Below are 16,797 nucleotides of genomic sequence, written 5' to 3' on the forward strand. Positions count from 1 at the left end.
ATGACTTCGATTACTCTCAGTCATCAATATACTACTGCAATTTCTGTAAATACATTTGAATAACGTTTTCAACTCCTAAATATAAACTTTCTGAAATTAACGCATGACCAATAGACACTTCCAAGAGACCCGGAATATGCTCTTTAAAAAATTTAATGTTTTCTAAAGACAAATCGTGGCCTGCATTAACACCTAAACCTAAAGCATTTGCTAATTCAGCACAAGCCGTATATGGTTTGATAGCGGCTTTATTACCTAAGCCATATTCATGAGCAAAAGCTTCAGTATACAATTCAATTCTATCTGCTCCAGTAGCTTTAGCACCTTCAATTTGTTTTAAATCTGGATCGATAAAAATAGAGGTTCTAATCCCATGATCTTTAAATTCTTTAATAACGTCTATTAAAAAATGTTTATGTTTTATAGTGTCCCAACCAGCATTACTAGTAATAGCATGTTCGGCATCTGGAACTAAAGTTACCTGAGTTGGTTTTAATTCTAAAACCATTTTTAAAAATTTATCGACCGGATTTCCTTCAATATTATATTCTGTATATACTTCAGATTTTAAATCGTAAGCATCTTGATATCTTATATGTCTTTCGTCTGGTCTTGGATGAATGGTGACTCCTTCTGCTCCAAAAGCTTGGACATCTCTAGCAAATTGAACCACATTTGGCATATTGCCTCCTCTAGAATTTCTTAAAGTAGCAATCTTATTTATATTAACACTTAATTTTGTCATGACTTCAATTTTAATCCTACAAAAATACAAAGTCATTCAAGGTTATTGTAGTAATTTTTAATTAATTTGCAGTAACTTTAATAGACGCAATGAATATTTCAGAATACATAATAAACGATATTAAACCTCTTCAGAATGATGATAAAATTAGCGACTTGCAATTGCTGTTTAATCAACTTACCTATTCTCATATTCCAATAAAAAACAAAGAAGGTGTTTATTTAGGTTGCATGTCTGAAACTGATGCACATTGTTTTAGCAGTAATAAGCCTATTTCAGATTACAGCCATGCCATAGAAGGTTTTTTTGTTAGACAACAAACCATTTGGTTGGATGTGCTGGAAGCATTTGCTCAAAATTCAACGAATATTATGCCTGTTTTAAATGAAAATAACATTTATTTAGGCTATTATGAATTGAATGATGTAATTAGTCTTTTTAATGAAACTCCTTTCTTTGCTGAGGCTGGAAACATTTTAATTGTTGAAAAAAGCTTAAATGATTATTCTTTTAGTGAACTTAGCCAGATTGTAGAATCCAACGACGGCAAATTATTAGGTGCTTTTATTTCGAAAATTGAAAATGGCCTAGTCCAAGTGACTCTTAAAATTGGCAACACAGGATTAAACGATATCATGCAAACGTTTAGACGTTACAGTTACAACGTTGTTTCTGGACATGAAGAAGATAGTTATCTCGAAAATTTAAAAGACAGATCGGATTATTTAAATAAATATTTAAACATTTAATATGAAAATTGCAATTTCCGGTCAATTCTATCATAAAAACGCTGAAGAAGCGGTAGAGATTCTATTAGATTATCTTTACGAAAAGAACATTAATGTTTATATAGAAGAAACCTTTTTCGATATTATAAACCACAATTTAACCAACCATACAAACTACGATAAGTTTAAAACCTTTAAGGCTTTAGACAAAAGTTTCGACTTACTTATTAGTATTGGTGGAGATGGAACCATTTTAAGAACTATTACTCTAGTTAAAGATTTAGACATTCCAATAGTTGGAATAAATACTGGGAGACTAGGATTCCTTGCAACCATCCAAAATGAAAATATTACAAGCGCTATAGACGATATCTTATCTGGGAATTACAAAATATCGGAACGTAGTTTAGTTTCTGTAAAAACGTTCCCAGAACACAAAGATTTTAAAGACTTAAATTTTGCATTAAATGAAATTACCGTTAGCAGAAAAAACACAACATCTATGATAACGGTAGAAACGAAACTAAACGGAGAGTATTTAACCTCTTATTGGAGTGATGGTTTAATTGTTTCAACACCTACAGGTTCTACAGGGTACTCCTTAAGTTGTGGCGGACCAGTTATTACACCAGACACAAATAGTTTAGTATTAACACCTATTGCACCTCATAATTTAAGTGCGAGACCATTAATTATAACAGATTCTACTGAAATAGAACTCAAAGTACACGGAAGAGAAGAAAACTTTTTAATCTCTTTAGACTCCAGGATAGCAACTTTAAGCAATGACACGATTGTTACCATAAAAAAAGCCCCATTCAAAGTAAAAATGATTGAATTATTAAACGAAAGCTTTTTAGATACACTTCGAAAAAAACTTCTTTGGGGTGAAGACAGACGTAATTAGACAATAATTTGCATGAAAAGCAGTTTTATTCCTATAACAATTTGATTCAAATTATTATAGGCTAATCTTATTTATTATATTTGCAAACTTTTGAACATTTATGAGGTATTTAACCACAATATTTTTATTCATTTTAACTTTTCAATTAAGCCAAGCGCAAACCCATGAACTTGGGGTTTTTGTTGGTGGCAGTAATTTTATTGGAGATGTTGGGGCTACCACTTACATTTCACCAAACCAAATTGCTTTTGGTGGGGTTTATAAATGGAATAGAAGTCCAAGGCACTCGTTTAGACTTTCTTTATTATATACCGATTTGGAAATTAACGATCTAAAATCTGACGATCCGAAAAGACAGCAAAGAGGTTATCAACTTACCAACGACTTGGTAGAAGCATCTTTGGGAATTGAATTTAATTTTTTAGATTTCGATTTGCATGATGGAACAAAAAAAGCAACACCTTATTTATATAGTGGTATATCGGTAGCCCACTACGATAATTTTTATTTTACTCAAAATGGACAACTTACCTCAGAAGGCACAAGCAGTTTTGCTTTTGGCATTCCAATGGTTTTAGGATTTAAGTACCGTTTTATGGGGAATTTTATTATTGCTGCCGAAATTGGAGCTAGATACACTTTTAGCGACGAAATTGATGGAAGCGCTCCAGATTATGACCATGATGCTAACACTGCTTTTGGAAATAAATACAACAACGACTGGTATATGATTACAGGAGTAACACTAACCTATACCTTTGGTAGAAAACCTTGCTATTGCGTTTTTTAAATGGATTTAAAATCAACTATAAATACAAGTAAATTACCTAAACACCTAGCTATTATAATGGATGGCAATGGACGTTGGGCGAAACAACAAGGCATGTTACGGGCTTTTGGTCATGAAAATGGCACCAAATCCGTAAGACATGTTGTAGAAGCGTCTGCAGAACTAGGTATTGAAAATTTAACACTTTACGCCTTTTCTACAGAAAACTGGAATAGACCCAAATTAGAGGTTCAAACACTCATGAAACTTTTAGTGTCTTCTTTAAAAAAAGAAATTAAAACGCTACAAGACAACAATATAAAACTTTTAGCCATTGGTAAACTAGATGAACTCCCTAAGAAGGCGCATAAAGAACTTTTTGAGGTAATTGAAAAAACCAAGAACAACAAACGTATGGTTTTAACTCTTGCATTAAGTTATGGCTCTAGAGAAGAATTAATAAATACAGTAAAAAAAATAAGCATTAAAGTTAAAAATAATATAATTTCGCCCGAAAATATTGATGAATCGGTTATTAATGAGCATCTTTACACGCAAAATTTACACGACGTAGATTTGCTTATCAGAACAAGTGGTGAACAACGAATAAGTAATTTCCTTTTATGGCAAATTGCTTATGCTGAATTGTATTTTACAGATGTACTTTGGCCAGATTTTACGAAGCAACATTTATATGCAGCAATTATTGAATATCAAAAAAGAGAACGACGGTTTGGGAAAACAAGTGAACAAATTAACTAATAAAGTACTATTGAAGACATACTTACTATTCATTTTTACATTGCTATTTTTTGTAAATTTTCAAGGATTACAAGCACAAGACACGAATGCTCAAAATGGCAAAAAATATACGGTTGGTGGCATTGATGTAATAGGAGAAACAAGTTTTAGCAAACAAACTATTGTAACTTATTCTGGTTTACGAGTAGGCGAAGAGGTGATTATTCCTGGCGATAAAATAAGTAATGCGATAAAAAAACTTTGGAATTCCAACCTTTTTAATAATATTGAAATATATATCAATAGAATTGAAGATAACGTCGTCTTTCTAGAAATTAGGCTAGATGATTTACCTGAACTTAACGAAGTTAAAATAAATGGTGTTAAAAAGTCCAAGGTAGAAAAACTTATTACTGAAAACACCTTAAATAAAGGTGTTAAAGTAACCGAGAACCTTATAACTACTACAAAAAACTACCTTATTAGCAAGTATAAAAAAGAAGGTTTTTATAATACCAAAGTTAATATCAATACCATAGAAGTTCAAGACACCATTCAAACATCTAAAAGTGTTATGAACATGGTTGTTAATATTGATAAAGGAAAAAAAGTAAAAGTAAAAGAGATTCATTTTAGTGGGAATACGGTTATCCCAGATAGCAAACTTAAAAAAGCTATGAAAAATACCAAGCAAAAAAGTATTACTCACGTTCTTAAACGTTCCAAGTTTATAGAAACCGATTTCAAAGCAGATTTAAAAAGCATTGTAGATAAATACAAAGAAAACGGGTATCGAGATGCACGTGTACTTTCTGATAGTGTTGTTGTTATAGATAGTAAAAATGTATCTGTCTATATTAATTTAGAAGTTGGAGAATTATATTCCTTTGGTAAAATTAGCTTCATTGGAAACACGGTTTATTCAGATGATGTTTTAAGAAGAATTTTAAGAATATATCCAGGTGAAACATATAATGGAACCCTACTGTCTAAAAGAATTGCAGACAACGAGAATCCTGATGCTTCAGATATTACCAACCTATATCAAAACAATGGTTATTTATTTTCTACCATTAATCCAGTAGAAATTAGTGCCGAAGGAAATATTATTGATTTGGAAATTAGAATTTCTGAAGGAAAACCTGTTTATTTTACAAATGTAACTGTAGTAGGAAATGACGTTACAAACGATCATGTTATTTACAGAGAATTACATACACGACCAGGCCAACTTTACAACAAATCGAATGTTATTAGAACCATTAGAGAGCTTAGTCAGTTAGGATTTTTCGATGCGGCACAAATTGCAACCAACTTTAACAATCCAAACCCCAACGAAGGAACTATTGATTTAGAATATGTTGTTGTAGAAACAGGATCTAGCCAGATAGAACTACAAGGTGGTTATGGTGGAGGTGGATTTATTGGTACCTTAGGATTATCTTTTAACAACTTTTCTTTAAGAAATCTTTTTAATATTAAAGAATACAAACCTGTACCAAGAGGAGATGGTCAACAATTGTCTTTACGATTACAAGCAAGTCAATTCTATCAAACATATAGCTTTTCATTTTCCGAACCATGGTTAGGAGGGGAAAAACCAGTTCAATTTTCAACATCTGTATCTCATACAAAACAATTTTTATATGATGCTCAAACAGGAAAAGCAGATAGAGACAAGGCCTTTACTATTACTGGACTATCTGTTGGATTAGCAAAGCGTTTAAATGAACCAGATAACTTTTTTACTTTATCTCAAGCTATTAGCTACCAACATTATAATTTAAAAGATTATAATACTGGCTTGTTTACTTTTGGAGATGGGTACTCAAACAATTTAGCTTATACTATTGGAATAAGTAGAAACAGTACATATAACGACCCTGTTTACCCTGTTGGTGGATCAAGTTTCAGCGCAAGTGCCAAAGTAACCTTACCTTATTCGTTATTTAATAATGTTGACTATTACGCATTAAAACACGATAGAGAAGATTTACAAGCTATCGTTGATGATCCAAATTATTCAAATTCACAAAGAGTAACAGCTGCTGAAGGAATTGCAGAAATAGATCAAGAACGTTTTAAGTGGTTAGAGTTTTATAAAATTCAATTTAAAGCAGAATGGTTTGCCGAAATTGTTAAAAAATTCGTTTTAAAACCAAGTGTTGAATTTGGTTTCTTAGGAGCATACAATCAAAATAGAGGAGATATTCCTTTCGAGCGCTTCTTTCTAGGAGGTGATGGCCTTGGGTCTTATAGTTTAGATGGTAGAGAAACTATTTCACTTCGTGGATATCCAAACCAATCTATTCAACCTTTAGATGAAAACGGCTACGCAACATCTGATGGTGGTACCATATATAATAAGTTTTCGTTGGAATTAAGATATCCAATTACCTTAAAAGCACAAGCAAAAATTTATGTTTTAGGATTCGTAGAAGGTGGTATTTCATACAATGCATTTAATGACTACAACCCTTATGACTTGAAACGATCTGCTGGTGCTGGACTACGTGTCTTCATGCCTGCATTTGGTTTATTAGGTATTGATTTAGGGTATGGATTCGATGCACTTCCTGGGCAAACACAACCAAATGGATGGGAAACACACTTTATAATTGGACAACAATTTTAATTTGGCACGATATTTTCTATAAACAATTTGCATATTTAAATTGAGAATTAAAATTTTTAAAGTTAAATTTCGTTAATTTTGAAAATAACAATTGGAAAACAAACAGACAATTTAAATAATTAGCTGTCGTTTTAGAATTTATAGAACCATCAATTATAAAATATGACACAAATGAAATTAAAAGTTCTTTTTTTACTGATAATAGTTTCTACAATAAGTATGTCTACTTATGCACAACGTGGTGTAAGAATCGGATATATTGATACCGAATACATTTTACAAAATGTACCAGAATATCAAGAAGCATCTGCGCAATTAGAAAATAAAGTTCAAAAATGGAAAATAGAAATTGAAACCCAATTAAGCCAGATTGAACAAAAACGCAAAGATTTAAGCAATGAAAAAGCGCTTCTAACAAAAGAGCTTATTGAAGAACGTGAGGAGGATATATCATTCGAGGAAAAAGATATTCTTGACTATCAGCAAAAACGTTTTGGTCCGAATGGTGATTTAATGATTCAAAAGAGACAATTAATTCAGCCTATTCAAGATCAAATATTTGCAGCGGTTCAAGATATGGCAGAAAAAAGGAAATACGATTTTGTTTTCGACAAATCTGCAGATGTTGTTATGTTATATTCGGCAGAAAGATTTGATTTTAGCGACGAAGTTATTAGAAGTATATCTAGAACCTCTAAACGTACTCAAGCTGAAACAAAGCAGGAACGAAAAGCTGCTGAAGCCGAAGAAAACCTTCCAGAAATAGATAAAGAACAGGAAGCAAAAGAGGCTGAACTTGAAGAAAAGAGACAAGTAGTCTTAGATGAAAGGGAACAAAAGCAACTTGATGCTCAAAAAAGAAGAGATAGTATCATTGCAGAAAGACAACGCTCAAGAGATGAAAAACTAGAAGCTAGAAATACGCAAAGCCAAGAGACCACAACTACAGAAGATGGAGAGGTAGTAACGGAAACTGGGGAACCTGTAGAGCAAAAATCTGCTGAAGAGATTCAGGAAGAACGAAGACAGCAAAAATTACAAGATCGCGAAAACAGACAGAAAGAGCTAGATGAGAGAAGACAAAAAATTCTAGACGATAGACAAAAAGCGAAAGAAGAAAGAGAAAATCAAGAGAATACAAACAATAGTGGCACGGTGCCCGAAGAATCAGATAATAATTAACAATTAAATTATAACACTTATTAATACTATTTAAAAATGAAACATTTCAAGACCTTTTTATTTGCAGCAGCATTATTTATTGGAGCAACAACTTTTACACAAGCTCAAAGCAAAATCGCGCATATTAACACACAAGATTTAATTAAAGCCATGCCAGATATGGGTATAGCTCAAGCTGAAATGGATAAGTTAGGTAAAACTTACGAAGCAGATATTCAATCTATGGTTACAGAGTATCAAAACAAAATGAAACAATACGAAGCTGAAGCAGCAACGAAAACGGACGAGGAAAACCAAAAACGTTTAGTTGAAGTTCAAACAATGCAACAAAACATTCAGCAGTATCAAGGACAAGCACAACAAGAAATGCAGAAAAAAGAAATTGACTTATTAAAGCCAATTACTGAAAAAGCAAAAATGGCAATCTTAAAAGTAGCTAGAGCTCAAGGTTTCGAATACGTTTTAGATTCTACTCAAGGTGGAGGCGTAATCATGGCAGATGGCAACAACTTAATGGATGCTGTTAAAAAAGATTTAGGTATCTAATCTTTTTTTAAAAGATAATTTTAAAGCCACTTAAATTAAGTGGCTTTTTTTTATTTTTGATTCTCATGAGCAGGCAACCTATTGGCATATTCGATTCTGGTGTTGGCGGCACTTCCGTATGGAAGGAGCTTAATCTCTTGTTGCCTAATGAAAACACTATTTATCTTGCAGATAGTAAAAATGCCCCTTATGGCGAAAAATCCAAAGAGGAGATTATAAAACTTAGCAAAAAAAACATCGATTTACTTTTAAGCAAGAATTGTAAGTTGATAGTTGTAGCATGCAATACTGCCACAACCAATGCCATTAAAATTTTAAGGGAAACTTACTCTGTTCCTATTATTGGTATTGAACCTGCAATAAAGCCTGCCGCTTTACAAACTAGAACTAAAGCCATAGGCATTCTAGCTACCAAAGGGACACTCTCTAGCGAGTTATTCCATAAAACCACAGATTTGTTTGCAAGTAGTATTAACGTTGTAGAACAAGTTGGAGAAGGCATTGTTTCCTTAATAGAATCCGGAAAAGTAAATACTCCAGAAATGAAGGCTCTTTTAGAAATCTATTTAAAGCCCATGCTGGATGCTAACATAGATTATTTAGTTTTAGGTTGCACTCATTACCCGTACCTCATTCCACAATTATTAGAAATATTGCCAGCCCATATTAAAATAATTGACTCTGGTAAAGCTGTTGCCAAACAAACGGAAACCGTTTTAAAACAACATCAGCTATTGAATATAGCTTTAAACAAGCCAAAGTTAGAATTCTATTCTAATGCCCATTTAGAGGTTTTAAAATCCCTTATTGGTGACACGAAAACAATTTCTTATTTAGATTTTTAATCCTAATTTAAGTTTTCTAGGAATCCCCTATTCTCGTTTAAAATTAAAATCCATTTTCCTTAATTCCCCCTCTATTGTTCCTTCTATCCAAGCATGAATAGCATTTGTTTCAGGATTGGAATATGAAATCCTTGTTGGGAAAGCATGTTTTGGATTTTCAAATGTAAAAATCCCCTTCTCGGATGGAATCTTTTTAAAAGTTATCGGCATATCAGCTTCTTCTCTATAGCCAACAACTGTTAAATACAAGCCGTTTTCAACCTGCTCAACAGTTATATGTTCAGCAAAAACTGTATCCTTTTTAACTAGAGCAAAACTATGCGAGAATATCGTGCTATTATTTAATTTAGACCAGTTTTCATAAGATTGCTGTTCATTTGTAATATTTGACCAATTTCCAATTAACCATTGTAGATCCTCTATCTGATCATAACTTTTTAATGATTTAACAAGTTCCTTTTGTTCATTTTTACATGAAATAAAAAAACCAATCCTAATAGCAATAACTATTTCATTTTAATCTTCTTGAAACCAACTAGCGTATTTTACGTAGTTTTCAGCTATTCTATGTATTTCACCAGACAATAACTCCTGACTAATGTCTTTAACTTTTTTGGCAGGAACCCCTGCATAAATACTTCCAGCTTCAATGGTGGTGTTTTGAGTAACTACAGCTCCTGCCGCAACAATACTATTACTTTCAACCACACAATTATCCATTACAATACTTCCCATTCCTATTAATACATTATCGTGTATGGTACAACCATGAACAATGGCATTATGACCAATGGACACATTATTACCAATGTTGGTTGGGTGTTTTTTGTAGGTTGCATGAATAACTGCTCCATCTTGTACATTTACTTTATCGCCCATTTTTATATAGTGGACATCGCCTCTAATAACGGCATTAAACCAAACACTACAATTATTACCCATGGAGACATCTCCAACAATAGTGGCATTTTCTGCTATGTAACATGTCTCAGGAATCTGAGGTTCTTTTCCGTTAACTGGCTTTATAATGGGCATAAAATATTGGCTTAATTATTTAAATGAATAATAAAAATACGATAATTTTTGAAGAGTGAAAGTGAATTTTTTCAAAAAACGAACAAGTTTAAAACAAAAAAAAGCCTTGATAGATTCAAGGCTTATACTTTTTTTAATTTACTGCCGGACAATTACAATGGTAACGTTCTTTTTTACAAGCAAAATTGAAACCTAAGGTTAATTGATGAAATCCGCCGTTATTATAAACTACAGAATTCGCCTGATAAGAATAGGTATATGCAAACATAAATTGATCGTAATTAATTCCTAAAAATGGAGTTACATATTGTAGATTCTGACTTGCTATTTCAGTTCCATCTTGATATTCTGCACCATCTAAACTTCTTCTATAAGAAATACCTCCCCAAAGAACTCCAAAGTCCATTTGTTTAAAAGCTTTACCATTTATATCAATAGAAGATTCTTTCGTACCATCTTTATACATAAACATAAGCGAAGGTTCAAAACTCCATTCACTTCCATATTTTTGAAAGACATTTCCGGCACTTAACAAAAACTCTCTTGGGTTATCGTAAACGTATAAACCATTTTCATTAGAGTTTACACCATCATTTTTAAGCATGTTTTTAACTGTAGCATGTGCATAAAAATTATATAAGAAATATGAGAACCCGAAATCTATGTTAAAATCCGTAGCACTTTGTTCGATACCTGCTATAATTGGATCAAATGGTTCGTCTATAAAAGCAGTTTCGTCAAGTTTATATTGCAAAGCCCCTATACTTAGTCCAAATGACAACATGTTTAAATCAACTTCCGTTCTAGAAAACATGATATGATGTGCATAAGTAAGGTAAACACCACTTTGAGAATGGTATCCATTTTTATCTGAATAAAAGATGGCTCCTATTCCAGAATTAGACTCCCCTATTCGACCATTAATATTAGCTGTTAAAAGGCTAGGTGCATCATCATCTCCAAACCATTGTTGACGTCCAGTAACTCTAATCTTGGCGCAATTGGCGGCTCCAGCCATGGATGGGTGAATTAAGTAGTAATTATCTGTTAAATAATCGGAGTAAATAGGCATACCTTCCTGGGCGATAGCTGTTTGCGCTATTAAAAACACAAAAGCTAACATATAAAACCTTTTTAATATCATAATTTTAGTTTAAGGGATCCTGTTTAAATACTTGTTAAATTGGCTATTAATGAAACTTAATTTTTACAAAAAAATTATAAACAGAAACCAAATATATAAAAATTACTTTTTATCAGTATCCCTATTAAGTTAAAGGTTTTATTTTTTTTAGACCATTAATGACAAAAACGCACCTTTTAAAGCGAAAAAACCAAATATATGGATAACTGAAATTAACTTTTAGTATTTTTGTAAAAAATTTTATCTTATGAGTACCTTCGAAGTTTCAATTAAAGAAACTAGCAATAATAACATCATAAAATTTGAAATTAATCAATTTATTACCCAGCATCAAAGTTTCGAATTTAATAATATAGACGAGGCCAAATCGTCACCTTTAGCACAACAGTTATTCTATTTACCTTTTGTTAAAAAGATTTATATCTCTGGCAATTTCATTGCTATTGAAAGATATAACATTATAGAATGGAAGGATGTACAGGAAGAAGTATCCGAACAAATAGCAACTTATTTAAATAGTGGAGGTCTTGTAGTTGAAGAAAAAGAAAAACCTACACCAAAGGCATCATCAGTTTCTGTGTATGCCGAAAGCACGCCCAATCCTACTACGATGAAGTTTGTTGTTAATAAGAGATTAGTACCCACTTCTTACGAATTCACTTCTATAGAGGAAGCAAAACTTTCTCCTTTAGCTTCAGAATTATTTCATTTCCCATTTGTTAAGGGCGTTTTTCTTGATGAGAATTTTGTTTCTGTCACCAAATACGACATGGCGGATTGGAACGATATTACCATGGACCTTCGTGAGTTTATTAGAAATTATTTAGAACAAGGCAAAGAAATAATAGTTACTGAGGTTTCAAACGCAGTAAATAAAACCTCAGAGCAACTGGATAAATCTTATGAAGAATTAGACGATATCTCTAAAGAAATTATCAGTATTCTGGATGAGTTTGTAAAACCTGCCGTTGCTAGAGATGGTGGAAATATCCAATTTACGTCATACAACCCTGAAACCAAAGTGGTGGAAGTTGTATTACAAGGTGCTTGTAGTGGTTGTCCTTCTTCAACATATACTTTAAAAAGTGGGATAGAAAATATTTTGAAGGAAATGCTTCAAGGTAAAGTTAACAGTGTTGTTGCTATAAACGGATAATTTTTTCTTAACTTTAAGATTCACTAAAGTTTCATTTAAAAAATTAAAATTATGGCAGTATTAAAAGTAATCGAAGTTTTATCCAATTCAAACGAAAGTTGGGAAGATGCCACCAAAAAAGCAGTGAAAGAAGCATCTAAAACTGTAAAGAATATTAAGTCTGTATATGTTCAAGAACAAAGTGCTATTGTTAATGGCGATAATGTTACAGAATTTAGAGTGAATTTGAAACTCACTTTCGAAGTAAAATAACTAATTTATTAAAAACATAAAACTAAAGCGTTCTTAACCGAGCGCTTTTTTTGTGCCTTTAATATCATTAACTTTGATAGATGAAATATGTTCAGTTATTAATTTGTAGCATTTTAATAAGTTGTCAAGGACAAAATAAAAAACCCATGGATCACCCATATACAAACCAATTAATTCACGAAACTAGTCCGTATTTACTGCAACACGCTCATAATCCTGTGGATTGGAATCCATGGAATGAAGCCGCTTTAAACCAAGCCCAAACAGAAAACAAATTATTATTAATTAGCGTTGGTTATGCCGCTTGCCATTGGTGCCATGTCATGGAACATGAAAGTTTTGAAGACACCATTGTTGCTCAATTGATGAATTCTAAATTCATAAACATTAAAGTGGATAGAGAAGAGCGTCCAGATATCGATCAAGTTTATATGAATGCTGTGCAACTTATGACAGGAAGTGGTGGATGGCCAATGAACGTGATAGCACTTCCAGACGGCAGACCCGTTTGGGGAGGCACTTATTTTAAAAAAGAGCAATGGATGAGTGCTCTGGAGCAGATCTCTGATTTATATGTTAGAAACCCAGAAAAACTCTACGAGTATGCCGATAAGTTAGAAAAAGGCATTAAAGCCATGGATGTGGTCTCCATAAATAAAGATGAAGCGGATTTTAACAATCAGTTCATAGACGAAACTGTAAACAATTGGTCTTCATATTTCGATCATCAGCAAGGCGGATTAAAGCGTGCGCCAAAATTCATGATGCCTAATAACTATCATTTTTTAATGCGATATGCTTATCAAAATAAGTATCCAGTACTCCAGAAATTTGTAAACTTAACACTTACTCAAATGGCTTTTGGTGGACTTTACGACCAGGTTGGCGGTGGTTTTTCCAGATATTCTACTGATGTAAATTGGCACATACCTCATTTTGAAAAAATGCTTTACGACAATGCCCAATTAGTAAGTTTGTATTCCGATGCCTATTTAATTACAAAGAATGAACTTTATAAAGATGTTGTTTATGAAACTTTAAAATTTGTTGAAAGGGAACTGACTGCGGAAAATGGTGCTTTTTACTCCTCTTTGGATGCAGATAGCAACACTCCCGAAGGTCATTTGGAAGAAGGGGCTTTTTACGTTTGGAATAAAGAAGAGCTCCAAAAATTACTTGCATCAGAATTTGAATTATTTTCAGATTATTATAACATCAACGATTACGGTTTTTGGGAAAATAAACATTACGTGTTGATTAGAAAAGCTGATGACACTACTGTTTTAAAGAAACACCATATTAGTATTGAAGAGTTAAAGCAAAAGAAAGTTAAATGGAAAGCGCTCCTATTAAAAAATCGAGAAAAAAGATCCAAACCCAGATTGGATGACAAAACCCTAACTTCATGGAATGCATTAATGATAAAGGGATATGTGGATGCCTATCGTGTTTTTGCTGAAGAAGATTTTTTAGAAGTCGCCGAAAAAAATGCTAATTTTATATTAGACAACCAATTACGGGAAGATGGTGGTTTATACCATAATTACAAAAACAATACAAGTACTATAAATGGCTATCTCGAAGATTATGCAACAACCATTGAAGCCTTTATAACTCTTTACGAAAATACACTGGATGATAAATGGTTGCTTACAGCTAGAGATTTAACAAATTATGTATTCGATCATTTTTATGAAGAAAACAATAGCATGTTTTATTTCACTTCTAATGAAGATCCATTACTTGTAAGTAGAAGCACTGAATATAGAGACAATGTTATTCCGGCTAGCAACTCTATAATGGCTAAGAACTTATTTAAATTATCGCGTTACTTCGATAATAATTACTATTATGAAACAGCAACTAACATGCTAAATAATGTGAAACCAGAGATTCAAGAATATGGCTCTAATTATTCAAATTGGTTAGATTTAATGTTAAATTACACAGAGCCTTTTTACGAAGTTGCCGTTAGTGGCACAAAAGCTCATTATAAAATAAAGGAAATAAATGAGGTTTATCTTCCAAATAAAATTATTGCAGGAAGCACTAAAGAGAGTCACCTACCGTTGTTAAAAAATAGATTGCAAGAAAATGAAACCTTTATTTACGTATGTGTAAACCATGCTTGTAAACTTCCAGTAAAAAGTAGTATTGAAGCAATTAACTTAATAAAAAAACCATAATTATGACACCTGTTACTATTTTCCTAATTTGCTTAGTTGCGATAGAACATTTCTACTTTTTGTATTTAGAAATGTTTTTATGGACCAAGCCAAAAGGTATTAAGGCCTTTGGATTAAAATCTAAAACATTCGCAGAAGAGACGAAAGTCTTGGCCGCCAACCAAGGTTTGTACAATGGTTTTTTAGCCGCAGGATTATTATTTTCCCTTGCAAACAATGATATTAAAACTATTCTTTTCTTTTTAGGCTGTATTGTTATTGCAGGAATTTGTGGTGGATATTCAACCAAACAAAAAAAACTTTTTTACTTACAATCTATCCCTGCAATTTTGGCAATCGTCTCTATCTATTTTTAAATAAGCACTTGTTTTTACTTGAAAACCAGATTTTAAAGATTTTTTTTTAACTTTGCACCTTAATTAAAAAAATATATATGGATATTGAAAAGTGGACAACCAGAGGAATTGAATTAGGAACCGAATATGGCTTAAAAATATTAGGAGCTATTATTATTTGGATCATTGGTTCTTGGGTTATTAAGAAATTAATAAAAGGTACTCGTGTTGTAATGACTAAAAGAGGTTTTGATATAAGCCTTCAAAAATTCTTATTAAACTTAGTAGGATGGATATTAAAAATACTCTTAATTCTTACTATTTTATCACAATTAGGTGTTGAAACCACTTCATTTGCTGCCATTTTAGCGGCTGCAGGTTTGGCTGTTGGTTTAGCTTTACAAGGTTCTTTAGGGAATTTTGCTGGAGGTGTACTAATTATGATTTTTAAACCTATTAAAATTGGGGATTTAGTAGAAGCACAAGGTGAGATTGGTGTTGTTAAAGAAATTGAAATCTTTACAACCAAATTAATCGGACTGTCTAACAAGGAAATAATCATCCCAAATGGCGCCCTATCTAATGGAAACATTGTTAATTATTCAACAGAAGGAACTAGAAGGGTTGATTTAACTATTGGAGTTGGTTACGATTCTGACATTAAAAAAACCAAAGAAGTTTTAATGAATGTACTGACTTCTAACCCAAAGGTTCTTTCAGATCCTGCACCAACTGTAAATGTATCTGAATTAGCAGATAGTTCTATAAATTTTGCTGTAAGACCTTGGTGTAAAACAGCAGATTACTGGGCGGTATACTTTGAGTCAATGGAAAACATTAAAGAAGCTCTTGATGCTGCTGGAATAGAAATTCCTTACCCACATCAAGTTGAAATTCATAAAAAAGAGTAATCTATTTTTTAGATTTTGGCTTTAAGGCTATAAAATCTTTTAAATAATAAGGTTCAAAATAAGCGACATCTTCGGTGTCGCTTTTTTTGTACTTATTATAAGCTATTTGGCCCATTTCTTTTGCTGAAGGCAAACTGTCATCCACAAAATGTGCATTTGTATGATTAATGATGGTTTTAGTTTTTTCAACCCCATTTCCAACAAAATAAACAGCTCCTTTCTCTAAATATTCTACAAACGAATCTGCTTCTAAGATCTGAGCTTCAACTTGTCTAATTTCATTATAATTAGAATCAAAAACTGCTGAATACACCTCCATTCTCCTAGCATCTAACATTGGAACTATGGCGCCATTTTCTAAATGAACTTGATGAGCCAAAGCTTCTAAAGTAGAAACAGAAATTAAAGGCTTATCTAAAGCAAAACAAAGCCCTTTTGCAGCGGAAACACCAATTCTTAGGCCCGTGTAAGAGCCAGGGCCTTTACTTACCGCAATAGCATCTAATTGGCTTGCAGTTACATTATTTTCATCTAAAAGTCTTTCTATATACACATGCAAACGCTCTGCATGAGAATATTCTTTACTATTATCTTCTAAAACGGCAAAAGTCTCTCCTTGTTTAGAAAGAGAGACTGAGCAATTTGTTGTGGATGTTTCTATGCTTAAAATTAGCGCCATA

General features: G+C 32.4%; 18 protein-coding genes. 13 read left to right on the top strand and 5 right to left on the bottom strand.

Annotation, left to right across the window (positions count from 1 at the left end):
* Nucleotides 1-31: 31 nt before the first annotated feature.
* On the bottom strand, nucleotides 32-745 hold the full coding sequence (locus IEV77_RS00915; RefSeq protein WP_188460950.1) for a pyridoxine 5'-phosphate synthase: 714 nt from the start codon (nucleotides 743-745) through the stop codon (nucleotides 32-34).
* Between the two features lie 89 nt (nucleotides 746-834).
* Here IEV77_RS00915 and IEV77_RS00920 point away from each other — a divergent pair, with 89 nt between their 5' ends.
* From IEV77_RS00920 to murI, 8 genes are all read left to right on the top strand, one after another.
* Nucleotides 835-1,494, top strand: coding sequence for a CBS domain-containing protein (locus tag IEV77_RS00920; protein WP_188460952.1), 660 nt, complete (start codon nucleotides 835-837; stop codon nucleotides 1,492-1,494).
* Nucleotide 1,495: 1 nt separating this feature from the next.
* Nucleotides 1,496-2,380 carry an NAD kinase gene (locus IEV77_RS00925; protein ID WP_188460954.1) on the top strand — a complete coding sequence of 295 codons (885 nt, stop codon included), beginning with the start codon at nucleotides 1,496-1,498 and terminating at the stop codon, nucleotides 2,378-2,380.
* Between the two features lie 100 nt (nucleotides 2,381-2,480).
* Entirely contained in the window at nucleotides 2,481-3,170 is a 690-nt protein-coding gene (porG, locus tag IEV77_RS00930; RefSeq protein ID WP_188460955.1) for a type IX secretion system protein PorG, read from the top strand.
* On the top strand, nucleotides 3,171-3,911 hold the full coding sequence (uppS, locus tag IEV77_RS00935) for an undecaprenyl pyrophosphate synthase (protein ID WP_188460957.1): 741 nt from the start codon (nucleotides 3,171-3,173) through the stop codon (nucleotides 3,909-3,911).
* Entirely contained in the window at nucleotides 3,844-6,525 is a 2,682-nt protein-coding gene (locus tag IEV77_RS00940) for a BamA/OMP85 family outer membrane protein (RefSeq protein WP_188460959.1), read from the top strand. Before uppS ends, IEV77_RS00940 begins: the two co-directional genes overlap by 68 nt.
* A 171-nt stretch (nucleotides 6,526-6,696) precedes the next feature.
* Nucleotides 6,697-7,707: an OmpH family outer membrane protein gene (locus IEV77_RS00945; protein ID WP_188460961.1), complete on the top strand. Its 1,011-nt coding sequence runs from the start codon at nucleotides 6,697-6,699 to the stop codon at nucleotides 7,705-7,707.
* Nucleotides 7,708-7,743: 36 nt separating this feature from the next.
* Nucleotides 7,744-8,253 (top strand): OmpH/Skp family outer membrane protein, encoded by a 510-nt coding sequence (locus tag IEV77_RS00950; RefSeq protein ID WP_188460963.1) that lies wholly within the window; start codon nucleotides 7,744-7,746, stop codon nucleotides 8,251-8,253.
* 65 nt (nucleotides 8,254-8,318) lie between these two features.
* Nucleotides 8,319-9,098, top strand: coding sequence for a glutamate racemase (gene murI / locus IEV77_RS00955; RefSeq protein WP_188460965.1), 780 nt, complete (start codon nucleotides 8,319-8,321; stop codon nucleotides 9,096-9,098).
* Between the two features lie 27 nt (nucleotides 9,099-9,125).
* Here the strand turns inward: murI and IEV77_RS17425 are convergent, their stop codons facing one another.
* From IEV77_RS17425 to IEV77_RS00970, 3 genes are all read right to left on the bottom strand, one after another.
* Nucleotides 9,126-9,608 (bottom strand): DUF6265 family protein, encoded by a 483-nt coding sequence (locus tag IEV77_RS17425; protein WP_308419205.1) that lies wholly within the window; start codon nucleotides 9,606-9,608, stop codon nucleotides 9,126-9,128.
* Between the two features lie 6 nt (nucleotides 9,609-9,614).
* Nucleotides 9,615-10,133 (bottom strand): gamma carbonic anhydrase family protein, encoded by a 519-nt coding sequence (locus IEV77_RS00965; protein ID WP_188460968.1) that lies wholly within the window; start codon nucleotides 10,131-10,133, stop codon nucleotides 9,615-9,617.
* A gap of 133 nt (nucleotides 10,134-10,266) precedes the next feature.
* A complete protein-coding gene (locus IEV77_RS00970; RefSeq protein WP_188460970.1) occupies nucleotides 10,267-11,277 on the bottom strand; it encodes a PorP/SprF family type IX secretion system membrane protein in 1,011 nt (336 codons plus the stop codon).
* 247 nt (nucleotides 11,278-11,524) lie between these two features.
* Between IEV77_RS00970 and IEV77_RS00975 the strand changes: the two genes are divergently transcribed.
* The 5 genes from IEV77_RS00975 to IEV77_RS00995 all read left to right on the top strand — a co-directional run bounded on the left by IEV77_RS00975 (nucleotide 11,525) and on the right by IEV77_RS00995 (nucleotide 16,117).
* Nucleotides 11,525-12,433 carry a NifU family protein gene (locus IEV77_RS00975; RefSeq protein WP_188460972.1) on the top strand — a complete coding sequence of 303 codons (909 nt, stop codon included), beginning with the start codon at nucleotides 11,525-11,527 and terminating at the stop codon, nucleotides 12,431-12,433.
* 51 nt (nucleotides 12,434-12,484) lie between these two features.
* A complete protein-coding gene (locus IEV77_RS00980) occupies nucleotides 12,485-12,685 on the top strand; it encodes a dodecin family protein (RefSeq protein WP_188460974.1) in 201 nt (66 codons plus the stop codon).
* A 146-nt stretch (nucleotides 12,686-12,831) separates the two neighbouring features.
* Nucleotides 12,832-14,871 (top strand): thioredoxin domain-containing protein, encoded by a 2,040-nt coding sequence (locus IEV77_RS00985; protein ID WP_188462923.1) that lies wholly within the window; start codon nucleotides 12,832-12,834, stop codon nucleotides 14,869-14,871.
* A 2-nt stretch (nucleotides 14,872-14,873) separates the two neighbouring features.
* Entirely contained in the window at nucleotides 14,874-15,227 is a 354-nt protein-coding gene (locus IEV77_RS00990; RefSeq protein WP_188460976.1) for a DUF1304 domain-containing protein, read from the top strand.
* Between the two features lie 77 nt (nucleotides 15,228-15,304).
* Nucleotides 15,305-16,117 carry a mechanosensitive ion channel family protein gene (locus tag IEV77_RS00995; RefSeq protein ID WP_188460978.1) on the top strand — a complete coding sequence of 271 codons (813 nt, stop codon included), beginning with the start codon at nucleotides 15,305-15,307 and terminating at the stop codon, nucleotides 16,115-16,117.
* Nucleotide 16,118: 1 nt separating this feature from the next.
* Here IEV77_RS00995 and tsaB read toward each other — a convergent pair whose 3' ends face one another.
* Nucleotides 16,119-16,796 (bottom strand): tRNA (adenosine(37)-N6)-threonylcarbamoyltransferase complex dimerization subunit type 1 TsaB, encoded by a 678-nt coding sequence (gene tsaB / locus IEV77_RS01000; protein ID WP_188460980.1) that lies wholly within the window; start codon nucleotides 16,794-16,796, stop codon nucleotides 16,119-16,121.
* Nucleotide 16,797: the final 1 nt, after the last annotated feature.

Origin of the sequence: Xanthomarina arctica, assembly GCF_014638915.1 — a bacterium.
GTDB lineage: Bacteria > Bacteroidota > Bacteroidia > Flavobacteriales > Flavobacteriaceae > Xanthomarina > Xanthomarina arctica.